The following is a 15,190-nucleotide window of genomic DNA, read 5'->3' on the forward strand; positions in this document are numbered from 1 at the left end:
ACATACGAGAAGTGAGCGGCAAGCTGAGGCTGCAGACTTGCCGGTGCCAAGTGGGGAACCGTCAACCCGGTCAGACGTGCTGGCCGGCGCAGCCGACGCCCCCATCGGCCTGACCGGCAGTGAGTCAATCACCACCGAAATCGGCAACATCGTCAGTCCCGACGCGACCCTCTACCGCACGAGCATCGGCGCGATGACCGAGGTCATGCGTCTACTCACCGAAGGCCATCGTGTCACCCTGACGCGTGTGGGACAGACGCTGCAGGCATTGGCCTTCGCTGCCCGCGACTTGAAGAAAGGCCGACGCACCACTCACTCAGGACTGGTTCTCTTCGCTTCCTCGGGCAAATTGCAAGACTACGCTGCGTTCGACCCTGCGGGCCGCGACCTTCAGCCCTTCGTCGACACACACGGATCTGACGCCATCCTCAATGCCGTTGACAAAATCACCGAAGAGAAACACGCCGACGTGACCGTCTCCACCGCACAGATAGCCAAAAGCCGTGAATGACAGCCGTCAAGATCGGTGACGACTCTCCACCACCAAAAGACACGGGCCGACACGACGCTCACGGCCGCCCGATCCCGGAGTCCGTCAACAGAAGCGACGCCCGCTTGGCCTATGTCGCCGTCACCCGCGCCCGACACCGACTCGATCCCGGCGGACTGTCATGGGTCGACACCCACCCTTCCCTTGTACCTACGGTCTGAACGATCACGCACGGGCAATGACCGGGTCCGTCCCCTCGTTGGTGGCGGACGAGGTACTCCCCGGCAGGAGGCGGCGGAGGAGAAGGGAGCAACACAGGTGTTGTCTGATGGCTCGCCAGTCAAGGCTCCTCACCTGCAAAAACCTACATCGGAGAGAGGAAGAGTAGCTCAGCAAACTGGCGGAAGAACCGGAAGCTTCCACGCGATCGCCCAGCGCGGCGCGCGGGAGCCCGATCCGGCGGCCAGTTGGTCCGCCGCGGCGTCGGCCTTGATGACGATGCCGTCGATACCGAAGGGCAGCTCCGCGCGGAGCGCCCCGATCTCCTCCACCCGAATGCGCACGGCCTCGGCGTCGGTCACCGTCCTGGGCGGAACCGTGGTGCCGGCCGTCGTGTGCACGCCCAGGCCCCCGACGAGCGTGAGCACCTCGCTGTGCGGCAGCTCGGTGAGCGAGGCGGTCAGGTCGCCGCCGGAATCGGCGAGGGGCAGGGCCGCGTAGGCGAAGAACGTCATCTCCACCTGGTACGGCCGGTCCTTGGCCCGTACGCTCCCGGCCGCGGCGCTGCGCGGATTCGCGAACGGCGTCCCGCCGTGGCTCGTACGGAGCGTGTTGGCCTGTTCGAACTGCTCGGTGGCCATCAGGACCTCGCCCCGCACTTCGAGCGTGACGGGCTCCGCGAGCCGGTCGGGCAGGCCCGCGATCATCCCGATCGCGTGCGAGACGTCCTCTCCCGCGAGCCCGTCCCCGCGCGTGATCAGCCGGGCCAGCCGGCCGTGCTCGTACCGGGCGGCGACGGCCAGTCCGTCAAGCTTCGGCTCGACGCTCCAGTGCTCCACCGGCCGGCCGATCCGCCGCTCCACGGAGGCCGCCCAGACGGTGAACTCGTCGCCGCCGAAAACGTTGTCCAGGGAGAGCATCGGCACCGTGTGCGGCACGTCCCCGACCACCGTGCCGCCCGCGACCTTTCCGCTGGGCGAGTCCACGGAGATCTCGTCCGGGTGAGCCTCCTCGTAGGCGGCTATGCCCCGTGCCAGGCGGTCGTAGGCGTCGTCGTCCAGGGCGCTCTCGCCCGTCGCGTAGTAGGCGGCGGCGGCCTTCGTCGCGGTGTCCACCGCGACGGCGTAGGCGGCTGCGTCGACAAGAGCGGCTGCGGGTGTCGTCATGTCCCACATCTTGCCGCCCACCACTGACAACGCCCTGCCCGAGCTGTGGACAGGGGCCTGACCAGGGCGTTTGCCGGTGGCGGAGTCCGAGCGGGCGCTCAGCCGGCGAGCTCCCCGAGAAGATCCCAGGTACGGCGCCGGTCGGCGTCACCGGCGATCTCCGTGCCCGCGAAGACGACCTCCGTCGCCCCGGCGTCCCGGTAGCGCCGGACCTCCGCGGCCACCGTCCGCTCGTCGCCGACCACGGCCACGTCGACGCCTCGTTTGCCGCCGGAGAGCTCGATGGCCCGCGCGTAGGACGGGATCTGCTCGTAGAACGCGAGTGTGTCGGTGAGCGTCTCGCGTACCGCGTCGATGTCGTCGGTGACCACGCCGTGCACGATCGCCACGATCCGGGGCGCGGGGCGGCCCGCCGCCTCCGCCGCCGCGTTGACGGCCGGGACGATGTGGTCGGCCAGGGCGCGGGGCCCGGCGAGATAGGGCAGGATCCCGTCCGCCAGCTCCCCGCTGGCGCGCAGCGCCTGCGGCCCCATCGCGGCGACGAGCAGCGGCACGCCCGCGTCGGCCCCCGGCACCCGCACGGGGATGGGGGTGTGCGTGGTGAGCAGCTCACCCTCGAAGTCGGCGGCACCGGTCTCGGTCAACTGCCGCAGGACGGTGAGGAATTCACGCAGCCGCGCGACGGGGCGTTCGAACGGGACACCGAAGCCGCCCTCGACGAGGAACTTGGCGCCGAGCGCGACGCCGAGGTGGTAGCGGCCCTGCGTAGCCGCCTGCGCGGTCAGCGCCTGGCTCGCCACGGTCAGCGGGTGCCGTCCGAAGACGGGGATCGCGGACGTGCCCACCTGGAGGGCAGGTACCTCACGTCCGACGATCGCCGCGAGTTGCGGCGAGTCGGCACCGAAGGTCTGACCGAACCAGGCGGACCGCAGCCCCGCCGCCGCGGCCTCCTCGGCGAGCCGTACGGTGGCGTCGATCTGGTTGTCGGAATCCGTCGCGTTGAGTGCTACTCCCACAGTCATGACAGGGAAACCAGCGCTCGCCGGTCACGCATTCCGTTCCTGTGTGACAGCTGTGTGTCAGCTGGGCAGGGCAGCTCGGCGGGGCGGCTCCACGGGTCAACTCATCGCCGAACGGCCGCCCTTGGCGCTCGATGGAACTCAGTGCGCGATGGAATCGATCAGCTCGCGTGCCCCCTGGCGGAGCAGGGCCACGGCGACCGAGGTGCCGAGGGTCGCCGGGTCGAGCGGGCCGGCCCATTCGTGCGCGTTGAGGACCGTCTTGCCGTCCGGGGTGAAGACCCGGGCGCGCAGGGAGAGGCCACCGCTGCGCTCCGCGTGCGCGAAGCCGGCGATCGGGCTGTTGCAGTGCCCCTGGAGGACATGGAGGAACATCCGCTCGGCGGAGGCTTCCTTGTAGGTGTCCCGGTCGCCGAGCGCGGAGACGATGTCGATGGTGTCGGTGTCCTCCTCCCGGCACTGCAGGGCGAGGATCCCGGCGCCGATGGGCGGACACATGAGGTCCACCGGCAGTACTTCGGTGACGACGTCGCCGCGCCCGATGCGCTCCAGGCCCGCGACGGCCAGCAGCAGTGCGTCGGCCTCCCCGGCCGCGAGCTTCTCCAGCCGGCGGTTGGCGTTTCCGCGCATCGGTACGCAGATGAGGTGCGGGTGGGAGGCGGCGAGCTGGGCGACGCGCCGGACCGACGACGTACCGACGCGGGTGCCTGCGGGCAGTTCGTCGAGGGTGTGTCCACCGGGGTGGACCAGGGCGTCGCGGATGTCGTCCCGCTTGAGGAAGGCGGCGAAGACCGTCCCGGCGGGCAGCGGCCGGTCGGCGGGCACATCCTTGACGCAGTGCACCGCGAGGTCGGCCTGTCCGGCGAGGAGGGCGGCGTCGACCTCCTTGGTGAAGGCGCCCTTCCCTTCCACGAGGGAGAGGTCCCCCATCCACTTGTCACCGGTCGTCTTGACCGGGACGACCTCGGTCGCGACGCCGGGGTGGAGCGCGGTCAGTTCGGCACGCACACGCTCCACCTGGGCGAGCGCCATCGGCGAGTCGCGGGAGACGATGCGGATCAGTTCTGGGGTGGACATGGCGTTCACGATAGAGCGTCGGGCCGGTGCTCCGGTCATCCGACCCGGGGTGCCCATCTCGCCCGTGCGAAGCGTACGTTGGGCGTCTCGGGCAGGTGTACGAGCCAAGCGGCCGCAGCGCCCGCAACCTTTGCCGCTTTCGGCTGTCATACCTGATATGATCAGACACGCCGTTGTCGTCCTGACCGTCGCCGCAGCGGTCGGCGGGCTCACCGCTCCGACCGCATTCGCGAACAGCGCCCCCGCCGCCCCCGTGCGCGCCGCCGTCCCCGCAGATCCGGTGGTCACCGGCGTCGTCGTCAACGGCGGCAAGGACGTGGTCGTCGGCACGACCGAACGCAAGACCTTCACCGTCACGGTCCACGGGAGCGACGACTCCGGCCTCTATCTCGCCGACGTCGACCTGTTGGGGCCCGCTGTCGGCTTCTACACGACCGACGCGCTCTGTGAGACCGCGACCGCCTGCACCACCACCTTCACCGTCGATCCCCACCTCGATCCGTACAACGACGACGCCGACCTCAGCAACACCAACGCGGGCAGCTGGTACGTGAACACGCTGGTGGACACCAACGACGGCGCCTCCTTCCTCACGAAGCACGCGGGCGGCTTCCTGCTCAAGCGCGCGGCCGTACTCACGGTCAACGCCGCGCCCGAGCCGGTCGCGAAGGGCGGCACCCTCACGGTCACCGGCAAACTGACCCGGGCGAACTGGGACACCTACCGCTACGCCGGATACACCGGCCAACCGGTGGCGCTGCAGTTCCGCCCGAAGGCAAGCGACACCTACACCACCGTCAAGACCGTCACGACCGACGGGACGGGCAATCTCCGTACGACCGTGAAGGCCGCGTCCGACGGCTACTGGCGGTGGAACTTCGCCGGTACGACCACCACGGCCCCGAAGAACGCGACGGGCGACTTCGTGGACGTCCGCTGACGGACGCCGGCCCGCGCCGCCGCGCGGACCGGCGTCCGACCCGTATCAGCGCGTGCCGGTCAGTGATCGGTCACCGGTCCGTCACTGGTGGAAGACGTTCACCGGCCAGTCGGCCTTCCAGCGGCCGTCGCCGAACTGAAGGTCCGCGGTGCACCTCCCCGTGTCCCCGTCGCAGTTCAACCCCTTCACCGGTACCGGAGCCGCGGCGACCGCCGCCGCGCGGGAGTTCGCGTGGAACACGTTCACGCCCCAGTCCGCCTTCCAACGACCGTCACCGAACTGAAGATCGGCGGTACACCTCCCCGTATCCCCGTCACAGTTCAACCCCTTCACCGGCACCGGAGCCGCGGCGACCGCCGCCGCGCGGGAGTTCGCGTGGAACACGTTCACGCCCCAGTCCGCCTTCCAACGACCGTCACCGAACTGCAGGTCCGCGGTACATCTGCCGGTGTCCCCGTCGCAGTTGAGGGCCTTCACCGGCACCGGAGCCGCGACGGCCGCGACGCTGAGGCCGAGGGTGAGGGCCGCCGCGGCGGCGGTGGCGTGGAGGAGAGTACGCATCATCGTGGAGTCCTGACCTGAGGGCGCCTTGTACGCCCGACCACTGGGGTTCTGGCGTCCGCGGACCCTCCCGAACCTTGATCGTCCGCCGCTCCACCGGAACGGGCGAGCGCATGGGCGGCCCCGCTCCCCGACGCCACGCTCCGGCGCGTTCGACGGCTCCCCCGCCCCGCCGGGCGCGACCTCCTGCGCCATAAACGCGCCGTAAGCAGATGGCCGAACGCACGGCCGCGTCTCTTCGACGTCCGCACATGGGTCGGTTGTGAACACCTGATCGCACCGGTTACCCGTACAGGTGAGCTTGGCATCTCCGCGCATGGCGGCACCCTCCGCAAGGTAGTAACCCTGAGTTGCCAACGTCACCATGAGTGACCATCCTTGCCCATGGGAGTGCTGTGATGACCGGCGTGGACTCAGTACAGACCTGCCCCTTCCGCCATGACGAGGCCCTGGAACCCGACCCCTTCATGACCCGGATGCGGATCGAGGCACCCGTCGCCCGTGTGCGTATGCCGTACGGCGAGGGCGAGTGCTGGCTGGTGACCCGGTACGAGGACGTGAAGACCGTCACCTCGGACCGCCGCTTCAGCAGAGCCGCCCTGATCGGCCAGGACTTCCCCCGGATCACTCCGGCGCCCATCGCGCAGTCCGAGTCGATCAACCTCATGGACCCGCCCGCTCTCAACAGGGTGCGCAAGCTGATCAACAAGGCCTTCACCACCCCGCAGGTTGAGGCGCTGCGCCCGTGGACCCAGCGGACCGTGGACGGCCTGCTGGACACCATGGCCAAGAACGGCGCGCCGGCCGACATCGCCGACCATCTCGCCGACCGGCTGCCGCTGATGACGATCTGTGAGCTGCTGGACGTACCGGAGGCGGACCGCCCCCAACTGCGGCAGCGGGCCATGGACATGATGTCCATGAATGCCGCCGACCGGAATTCGGCGGTCGAGGCGAAGGCATGGCTGCGGGCCTACTTCTCCGAACTGACGGCGGAGCGGCGGCGCGCGCCCGGCGAGGACCTGATCAGCGGGCTCGCCACGGCGCGTATCGGCGACGAGATGCTCGACGCGGACGAACTCGCCGTGCTGGCCATGCTGCTGGTGATCACCGGTCACGACACCACCACGTACAACATCAGCAACATCATCTACACGCTGCTGACCCGGCCCGAGCGGGCGGCCGAGCTGCGCGCCCGGCCCGAACTGCTCCCGCAGGCGCTGGAGGAGCTGCTGCGCTACATCCCGTTCCGCCAGGGCGTCGGTATCCCTCGCGTGGCCATGGAGGACGTCGACTTCGACGGTGTCGTCATCAAGGCGGGCGACACGGTGCACGTGTCCTATCTGACCGCCAACCGTGACGAGCTGGCCTACGACCGGCCGGACGAACTCGACTTCCACCGCGAGGACCCCGCCCTGCACATGACCTTCGGGTACGGCAGCCATCACTGCCTGGGCGCCCACCTGGCCCGCATGGTGCTCCAGGTCTCCATCGGCACACTGCTCACCCGTTTCCCCGACCTTCGTCTGGCCGTACCGGCGGAGGAGGTGCGGTGGAACACCGTCTCGATCTGGCGATACCCGCTCGCCCTGCCGGTGACCTGGTAAGGAGCTGATCATGGCAACTCTGTGCAGGCCCGCCATCGCCGTCCCCGAGCACGTCATCACGCTGGAACAGACCGTGGAGCTGGCGCGCACGCTCCACCCCGATCACCCGCAGCTGGAACTCGCCGTGCGGCTGATCAGCAACACCGGTGTCCGCACGAGACGTCTGGTGCGACCCATCGAGGAGACCCTTCGGCACCCGGGCTTCACCGCCCGTAACGACGCCTACGAGGTGGAGGCGAAGGCCAGGGTGCCCGAGGTCGTGGAGCGGGCCCTCGCCCACGCCGAACTGGCGCCGCAGGACATCGACATGATCGTCTACGTGTCGTGCACCGGCTTCATGATGCCCTCGATGACCGCGTGGCTCATCAACACCATGGGCTTCGGATCGGGGACCCGGCAGCTGCCGATCGCCCAGCTGGGCTGCGCGGCCGGCGGTGCGGCCATCAACCGGGCGCACGACTTCTGTTCGGCGTATCCGCAGGCGAACGTGCTGATCGTGGCCTGCGAGTTCTGCTCGCTGTGCTATCAGCCGACGGACCTCGCGGTGGGCAATCTGCTCTCCAACGGCCTCTTCGGGGACGCCGTCGCCGCCGCGGTGGTACGCGGCCAGGGAGGCACCGGCGTACAGCTGGAGCGCAACGGTTCCCATCTGGTGCCCGACACGGAGGACTGGATCTCCTACGCGGTCCGTGACACCGGGTTCCACTTCATGCTCGACAAGCGGGTGCCCGGCACCATGTCCGTACTGGCCCCCGCCATGCGGGAGATGGCCGAGCCGCACGACTGGGACGTCTCCGGACTGGACTTCTACATCGTGCACGCCGGCGGACCCAGGATCCTGGACGACCTCTGCCACTATCTCGACGTACCGGCGGAGATGGTCCGCTACAGCCGGGCGACCCTCACCGAGCGCGGCAACATCGCGAGCGCCGTCATCTTCGACGCGCTGGACCGCTTCTTCGAGGACGGCGGCGCCGAGCACGGCGCGCGCGGGGTGATCGCCGGCTTCGGTCCCGGCATCACGGCCGAACTCTCCCTCGGCACTTGGTCGGTGGGCGGCCAGGAGAGCGGACAGATCGAACGGGAAGTGATCCTCCCGACGCCGGTCCTGATGGCCGGCTCCGACATGGCCGGCTCCGACGCGGTCGGCTGATCGGGGCGCGTGCTGGGGCGCCGGGCGGGCTCGACACCCTTCCGGCGCGCCGGGCCCCGCAGCCCGTCCGGCGTGCTACTCCTCGCCGCCGATGCTGAAGCCCTGCCCCTCCGGGGGCTCGTCCCTGTCGTGCGGCATCAGCTCGATCTCGATGCGGTGCATGTTCTCGCGCGCCGCCGTCCCGCCCGCCTCGGCCGTGACGACGCCGATGTTCAGACCGCCCTTGCCGGTGCCCTCGCGCCGTACCTGCACGGAGAATTCGACGTTCACCCGCTCCACCCGGAACTGGAGCCTGCTCTCCCTGCCGTCGTGCTGCGCCTCCTCCAGCTCCTCGCGAATCCGGCCGATCACCTCGGCGAGACCGGCCGTCTCCGCACCGTCGGGCCCGCCACGTCCACCACGTCCGTCACCCGCGCCCATCCCCACCCTCTCGTTACGCAACGGGGGTCGATTGTCACCCCCCGTGGCTATTGTTGAGCAGTATGAGGGAGCCCGAAGGCACTTCCAACCCCACCCCGCAGGACGCCTCTTGGCGCGTCCGGCTGGTCAAGGGGGAGGGCAGCGGCGCACCGCTGGGCGCGGGCGTGCTGCTCCCGGGTGGGCTGGTGCTCACCTGCGCCCACGTGGTGCTGTCCAAGTCCGGCAGCCGGACGGACGGTTCGCGGGGAGCCGGCCGGCCCGACGATCCGCCCCGGCCCGTCGAGCCGTTGTACGCGGAGTTCCCCGGCACCCGCGCGAACCCGCCCGTGCGGTTGCGCGCCGAGGTACTGGCCGACCACCTCAGACCACTGACCGCCCAGTACAGCGGCGACATCGCCCTCCTACGGCTGGCCTCCGCGCCACCCGTGGAGCCCGCTGTGCTGCATCTCCAGATCCCGGCGCGCGACGAGCTGGTGCACTCCGTCGGCTACACGACCGAGTTACCCGGCGGCCAGGACGTCAACGCCCGGCTCAGGAGCTGGGGCGGCCCCGGGCGTGATCCCGAGTGGATCCAACTCGACCGGGACATCGGGTCGTTCGCACCACGCCGCGGCTTCAGCGGCAGCGGCGTGGTCCACACCCGCTCGGGCGCGGTCATCGGCATCATGGCGTACCAGTTCGAGAACGTCCGAGGCCACGTCAGCCACACCTACATGATCCCGACCGACACGATCGTGGGGCATCTGTCCGTTCTGCGGTCCCTGCCGGCCGATCAGCGTGACGAGGTGAAGGTGACGGGGCGCAGCGCCCTGTCGCGCACCATTCCGCGCGATCCGCCCAGAAGTGATTCGAACCGCGCTCTCGGGCTCCGCCGCAAGGTGACCAACTGGCTCATCGACGCGGCTCCGGAGACGGGCACGGCGGCCCATGCCCCGGTCTCGAATCCGGTGTCCGGGGCCGCCTCGGTGTCCGGCAGGCGCGCGGCCACGGAGCCGGTGGAGCTGGTCTTCGCCCGCGAGGGCCGTCACGACGACATCTCGGCGATCCACGCCACGCTCAATCTCGCCGACCGCGAGCGCAATCCGCGCCGGGCCGGCCCGCGCAACGCCGGCGGACCGCCCGTCGGTTCGATCGACCTGGCCGTGGACGCGAAGGACCAGACAGCCGGAGAGCTGATCGCGTTCACCGCCGAGCGCATCGGTCTGGTGGGTCCCTCCGGAGCCCCCGGAACCCACGAGCGCGGGGGACCGGACGAGCACGACCGCGTACTGGCGCGGATCGCCGGGGACGGTCCACCGATCTCCGCCGCCTTCCTCTCGGTCGACAAGGCCGCTCCGACCGGCGAGGCGACACTGCCGCTGCTCAGGGCCTTGCGGGCGAGCAAGCTGACCCGGTTGCTGCTCGTCTTCCGCGACCCTCGGTCGCCGCTTCTCGAACGCGTCGTGGACACGCTGCTCGACGACGCGTGGGCCGAGCGCCGCACGACGGCCGTGGGAGCGCGGCTCGCGGTGCTCGCCGCGCTGGAGAAGAGGTTCCGCAGGCTGTACGCGCACTCGGGTGACCGGGGCGGCACCGAAGCGCCCCCGCCGCAGCACCGCCAACTGGCTTCGCGGCTGGCCGAGTTACGGACGGACGGTGAGGTCCCGCGCAAGAGTGCCGCTCTCGCGTACGAGTTGTTCCTGCTCGATGTCGCCGTCGAGGAGGCGGTCCAGCGGACGGGTTCCGCCGTACAGCACCTCGACCGGCCGAATTCACCGGGCGAGTACGTCGTGCTCCCGCCCGGTGACAAACTCACCGATCTGCCGCACATCAGGGTCAAGGATCCCGACGCGTTCGTGGAGCCCGAGCCGGAGACACCGACGGAGCCGGAGTCCGGTCTCGTGGGCGGCCAGGTGCTGCACCAGCAGTACAAGGTCGTGGGACTGCTCGGCGAGGGGAGTTACGGCCAGGTGTATCTCGCCCGTGACCAGATGCTGGAGGGCCGTGCGGTGGCCCTGAAGGGCGTACGGGATCCCGCCGACCAGACCGACCGGCAGATCTCCCGGCTCGAACTGCTCCGGCTGGTCGGTCTCAACCACCCTTCGATCATCAAGGTGTTCAACTACGCCCCGCATCCCGGCCACCCCGAGCAGCCCGAACACCCCGCGAACAACGCCCGGTTCATCGTGATGGAGTTCGCCGACGGGGCTCCCCTGAAGTGGGTCGCCGAACAGATCGAGCAGAACGCGGCGCCGTTCGACGGCTACCGCGTCCACGAGTTCATCGCCGTCTACGGACTGGAGATCCTGGACGCGCTGAGATATCTCCACAAGGACGAGGAGTTCGTCTACGGTGACCTGTCCCTCACCAACGTCATCCACTGCGGCAACGGCATCAAACTCATCGATGTCGCGGGCGTCCGCCAGATCGGCCACGCGGGCCCGGTCACCTTTCCGGCCCCCGAGATCGGCACCTCCACCAAGGTGACGGTCGCGGCCGATCTGTACGCGGTCGGGGCCGTCCTCCAGGAATTGCTCGACCGGGTTCCCGCACCCCCGGTCGACCTCGGTACGACCTCGCTCCAGCGCGTCCTGGACCGGGCCCTGGCCCGGCGCCCGGAGGACCGGTTCGCCGACGCGCAGGAGATGTCCGACCAGCTCCGAGGCGTGCTGCGCGAGTTGCGCTCGCTACGGCGCGACGAGGAGACGTTCCAGCCGTCACTGCTGTTCTCGGCCGCGCCCGCCGCGCTCGACGGCGAACTCGGCAAGGCGCCGCCGCTCGAACAGTGGCGGCACGGCGGCACCGACAAGCGTCCGCTGACCATACGGCCGCCGGAACCGGCCGAGGTGGCCGTGGGTCTGCCCGTACCCAAGGTGAGTGAGCGGGACCTGAACTGGAAGGAGTTGCAGCGCACGTCGTACGACGATCCGGCCGGTCTGCTCCAGCTCAGCGCCGGCTGGGGGCCCTCCCCCGAACTGGCGCTCCTGCGCTGCCGCCTCCATCTGGAGGTGGGCCGTTACCAGCCGGCCGAGGCGGACAAGCATCTGGAGTCGGCCACGGGCGAGTTGGAGCTTGCCGAGGTCGCCGTCGGCACCCTGGCCGAGTACGACTGGCGACTGCGCTGGCACCAGGGGCTGCTTCATCTCGCCGGAAACGACATGGAGTCGGCACTGCGGTCCTTCGACCAGGTCTACGCGGCGATTCCCGGCGAGTACGCGCCCAAGCTGGCCCTCGGCTACTGCCACGAGGTCCTCGGCCACCAGCAGGACGCGATGGTCTTCTACAGCGCGGTGTGGAAGCGCAACCACGCGCTCGGCAGCGCCGCCTTCGGCCTCGCCCGTATCCATCTGGCCGACGGCGACACCCAGCTCGCCCTCGACCGGCTCGACGCCGTCCCCGCCGACTCGCGGCATCGCACCGCCGCCCGCACGGGCATGGCGCGGATCCACGCGGACCTGCCTGCCGACGGTGGGCCGCCGACCGTGGACGCCGCCAGGAAGGCGTGCGAGGCGCTGCACCGGCTCACCAGATACGAGGGACTGACAGACCGTCAGGCCCAGGACCGCCTGCGCACCGATCTGTTGGAGCTGTTGCTCCGGCTGGTCACCGCTCCCCCGGTGCCGGATCCGCTGCGCGCGCTCCGCGAAGCGCTGGACCAGGAGATCGCGATTCCCGACACGGAGCACACCCTGCGGAAACAGCTGGGTGCCGGTTATGAGCGGCTCTCCGAGCAGGTGCCGCGCACCACCCTGGATGAGCACAGGAAACTGGAGAGGGCCCTGCTCGACAACGCGTACCGGACCCGTCCGTTCGCGTTCGGCCACAGCAGGGGCGAGCAGCGCCAGGGTCGGTTGCGCGGCTGGCTACCCGGTCGGCTGCGGGGCCGGGCGACGGAGCCGTCGGCGGCGGACGCCGGCGCCGGGGAGCGGTGATGGGCCGCCCCCGGTTCGCCGTTCCCGCGTCACTCCGGTCCCCCCGGAGGGCCCTGCGGTCGGCCGGGCGTGCCGTGTGGCGTTCGGTGGGGCGGCCGCTGTGGGACCGGTCCTCCGGGCGCAGGTCCCGGACGGACAGGCGACGGCACACCGCCCCGTTCCTGTTCAGCCGCATGCTGCTGCTGCCGGCGCTCGCCCTGACCGTCCTGGCGCTCGCCGGGACGGCGTACCTCGACCTCCACGACCGTACGCGGCAACTGCGGGAGCGCTACGCCCCCGCCATGGTCGAACTGGCCCATGCCAGAACGTCGTTGGCCCTCGCGCACAACGAGGCCACCCTGCGGCTCGGCGAGAACGGCAGGGATCCGCTGCTCCAGACCGATCTCGTCGGGCTCGGCGAGAGGTATCCGTCCCTGCTGACCGAGGCGTCGCAGAGCCTCAACAACGCGGCACAGACCGAGGCCCTGCGCACCGACCAGGAGCAGGAGGTCCGTGTGGTGTCCGGGCTGGTGGTGGCCTACGACGACTGGATCGGCTGGGCCGACAGCCACCACGAGAGCGAGGCACTGCGCACGGCGGGGCTGGACTACGCGGCGAGTCTGCTGCACGACGTCGGCACGCCCGACGAGCCCATGGCCGTGCTCAACCGCATCGCGGCCCTCGAAGGCGAGTTGAACAAGGACGCGTCGGAGCTTTCCGGCTGGAGCGCGCTGTCCGCCGTGACGGCGGCGGGCGCGCTGCTAGCCGTGCTGGTCTTCGTGTTCGTCGTCGTCGGCGCGCTGGACTTCATCCACGCCCAGTTGCATGTGCTCAGCCTGGTGCTGGCGCTGTGCGCGCTGCCGGTGCTGCTGGTCCTCGGCGTGCTGGTGCTCGGCGCGGTCGGTCAGCATCGGGCGCAGCTGGAAGTGCGGCGGGCGGGCGCCGAGTTGCTTACGGTGAGTGCGACGGTGAAGGCCGATCCGACGATCGAGGATCTGGACGAGCGACTGGCCGTCGACCTGCGCGGTACGCATCCGGGCAGGTGGGCGCTGGCCGCCGAAGTCGCCCTGGCGGTCGGTGCGGTGGGCGCGGTGGCGTCCGGCTTCACGCTGTTCCACTACGGCCGCAGGCACTTGCAGATCCTCTGGAGGACGTCGTGAAGGCACCGTACGGTCTCTTCCGCTCGGTGCTGGCCGGCGTCCTGCTCGCCGGGGCGGCCGTCGTGTCGGCCGGGTGCGCGGCCGAGGAGAAGCCGACGCTGGTGGTCCTCGGTCCGTGGACGGACGGCGAGGAGATTCCGTTCAAGGCGGCGCTCGCGAAGATAGGAGAGCGGACGGGCCGGCATTACGTGTACGAGGGCACGCGCTCGCTGCGCGAGACGCTGGTCGCGCAGCTGCGGACGGACGCCCCGCCCGACGTGGCGATCCTCAACGGCACGGGCGAACTGGCCGAGTACGCGCTCGACGGGGACGCGCAACCGTTGCCGCCGGACGTGGAGAACGAGGCGATCGGGCCGTGGGCGCCGCGCTTCCCCGTCACGGACAACGACGGGGACGCGGACGTGCACGCGTACTGGGTTCCCGTACGGGTGGACCTCAAGTCCATCGTGTGGAGCAAGGCGGGCGAGGAGCAGGCGGACGCCGAGGAGGCGGTGTGGTGTCTGGGCATGGCATCGGGTGCGACGTCCGGGTGGCCGGGCACGGACTGGATCGAGGACCTGCTGCTGCAACGGCACGGGTACGAGGTGTACGAGAAGTGGGCCACCGGAAATCAGGCGTGGGACAGAGGGCCCGTGAAGGAGGCCTGGCAGGAGTGGGCCGCCGTGCTCGCCACCGACGGCACGGCGAACGGTCTCAACTCGCTCACCAGGCACTTCGAGAGTTTGGGCGCGGGCAGGTACGGGCTGTTGAACGGGAAGGACTGCACCCGCGAGCACCAGGGTTCGTTCATCCGCCGCCACTACGGTCTCGACGTGACACCGGCCCCGACGGCCAACTTCGTCGCGGGTCTGCCGGCGGACCGGAACGTGTTCGAGGTCTCGGGCGACATGGCCGCGGTGTTCAAACCGAGCGACGCGGCATGGGAGCTGCTGCTGGAACTCACCTCGCCGCGGGCCCAGGCCGACTGGGTCGAGGCGGCGGATCCGGGGGAACGGCCGTACTTCCCGTCCGGCGCGGCGGGCATAACGGGAACGGCGGGTACGTCGGCCCCGACCGGTGCCTCGGCGGCCGTGCTGCGCATGTTCAACAACGCGGATCAGATCTGCTTCGACGCGTCGGACGCCATGCCGTCGACGCTGCGGGGTGCTTTCCAGCGGGCCGTACTGCAATTCCTGGAGAAACCGCAGGACACCGTGGCGCTCGACGATCTGCTGGGCCAACTGGAGGCGGAGCGGCTGCTGCAGAGGAGGGCGGGGGCGTTCGTACTGGACGACCTGTGCGAGGAGCCACCCGGCGGGGTGCCCGGGGGCTAGGGGGTGTCCGGCGGATCTTCGGGAAACACGAAAGGCAAGGAGCGCACTCGCTCCTTGCCACTCTCAACATATAGCGCACCCGGGGGCTTGCGGCAAGACCCCCGTCGTGCCGCAGAATTGCCGGCCGAGGCACCGGAACATACCGAAATCTTCGATTCACGGTTTCTGTGTGCTT

The 15,190-nt window shown here is 70.1% G+C and carries 11 protein-coding genes and 1 pseudogene; 7 read left to right on the forward strand and 5 right to left on the reverse strand.

Translation table 11 applies throughout. From position 1 onward, the window contains the following. Positions 1–76 precede the first annotated feature (76 nt). Complete coding sequence (locus ACFT9I_RS01675; RefSeq protein WP_382559267.1) at positions 77–511, forward strand: hypothetical protein; 435 nt, start codon at positions 77–79, stop codon at positions 509–511. A 374-nt stretch (positions 512–885) separates the two neighbouring features. Here the strand turns inward: ACFT9I_RS01675 and ACFT9I_RS01680 are convergent. The 3 genes and pseudogenes from ACFT9I_RS01680 to hemC form a co-directional block, all read right to left on the reverse strand. Beyond that, positions 886–1,884: pseudogene (locus tag ACFT9I_RS01680) on the reverse strand (NAD-dependent DNA ligase LigA); the annotation flags it as partial. Positions 1,885–1,973: 89 nt separating this feature from the next. Continuing rightward, complete coding sequence (locus ACFT9I_RS01685; RefSeq protein ID WP_382559268.1) at positions 1,974–2,897, reverse strand: TIGR03564 family F420-dependent LLM class oxidoreductase; 924 nt, start codon at positions 2,895–2,897, stop codon at positions 1,974–1,976. Positions 2,898–3,035: 138 nt separating this feature from the next. Then, a complete protein-coding gene (gene hemC, locus ACFT9I_RS01690; RefSeq protein ID WP_382559270.1) occupies positions 3,036–3,971 on the reverse strand; it encodes a hydroxymethylbilane synthase in 936 nt (311 codons plus the stop codon). Positions 3,972–4,128: 157 nt separating this feature from the next. On the opposite strand from hemC, the gene ACFT9I_RS01695 reads away from it, so the two are divergent. After that, on the forward strand, positions 4,129–4,911 hold the full coding sequence (locus ACFT9I_RS01695) for a calcium-binding protein (RefSeq protein WP_382559272.1): 783 nt from the start codon (positions 4,129–4,131) through the stop codon (positions 4,909–4,911). 81 nt (positions 4,912–4,992) lie between these two features. On the opposite strand, the gene ACFT9I_RS01700 is transcribed toward ACFT9I_RS01695, so the two are convergent. After that, positions 4,993–5,475, reverse strand: coding sequence for a hypothetical protein (locus ACFT9I_RS01700; RefSeq protein ID WP_382559273.1), 483 nt, complete (start codon positions 5,473–5,475; stop codon positions 4,993–4,995). 395 nt (positions 5,476–5,870) lie between these two features. Between ACFT9I_RS01700 and ACFT9I_RS01705 the strand changes: the two genes are divergently transcribed. Together ACFT9I_RS01705 and ACFT9I_RS01710 are read left to right on the forward strand one after the other, a co-directional pair. Then, positions 5,871–7,079, forward strand: coding sequence for a cytochrome P450 (locus ACFT9I_RS01705; protein ID WP_382559275.1), 1,209 nt, complete (start codon positions 5,871–5,873; stop codon positions 7,077–7,079). Positions 7,080–7,089: 10 nt separating this feature from the next. Next, a complete protein-coding gene (locus tag ACFT9I_RS01710; RefSeq protein WP_382559277.1) occupies positions 7,090–8,232 on the forward strand; it encodes a type III polyketide synthase in 1,143 nt (380 codons plus the stop codon). Between the two features lie 75 nt (positions 8,233–8,307). Here the strand turns inward: ACFT9I_RS01710 and ACFT9I_RS01715 are convergent, their stop codons facing one another. Further along, positions 8,308–8,673 (reverse strand): trypco2 family protein, encoded by a 366-nt coding sequence (locus tag ACFT9I_RS01715; RefSeq protein ID WP_382559279.1) that lies wholly within the window; start codon positions 8,671–8,673, stop codon positions 8,308–8,310. Between the two features lie 41 nt (positions 8,674–8,714). Between ACFT9I_RS01715 and ACFT9I_RS01720 the strand changes: the two genes are divergently transcribed. The 3 genes from ACFT9I_RS01720 (at position 8,715) to ACFT9I_RS01730 (ending at position 15,015) form a co-directional block, all read left to right on the forward strand. Next, positions 8,715–12,563 carry a tetratricopeptide repeat protein gene (locus ACFT9I_RS01720; RefSeq protein ID WP_382559281.1) on the forward strand — a complete coding sequence of 1,283 codons (3,849 nt, stop codon included), beginning with the start codon at positions 8,715–8,717 and terminating at the stop codon, positions 12,561–12,563. 173 nt (positions 12,564–12,736) lie between these two features. After that, positions 12,737–13,702 (forward strand): hypothetical protein, encoded by a 966-nt coding sequence (locus tag ACFT9I_RS01725; RefSeq protein ID WP_382559283.1) that lies wholly within the window; start codon positions 12,737–12,739, stop codon positions 13,700–13,702. Further along, entirely contained in the window at positions 13,699–15,015 is a 1,317-nt protein-coding gene (locus ACFT9I_RS01730; RefSeq protein ID WP_382559285.1) for an extracellular solute-binding protein, read from the forward strand. The genes ACFT9I_RS01725 and ACFT9I_RS01730 overlap by 4 nt, the downstream gene beginning before the upstream one ends. The last annotated feature ends 175 nt before the right edge of the window (positions 15,016–15,190 follow it).

The sequence above is a fragment of the Streptomyces sp. NPDC057137 genome (genome assembly GCF_042670825.1).
Taxonomy (GTDB): domain Bacteria; phylum Actinomycetota; class Actinomycetes; order Streptomycetales; family Streptomycetaceae; genus Streptomyces.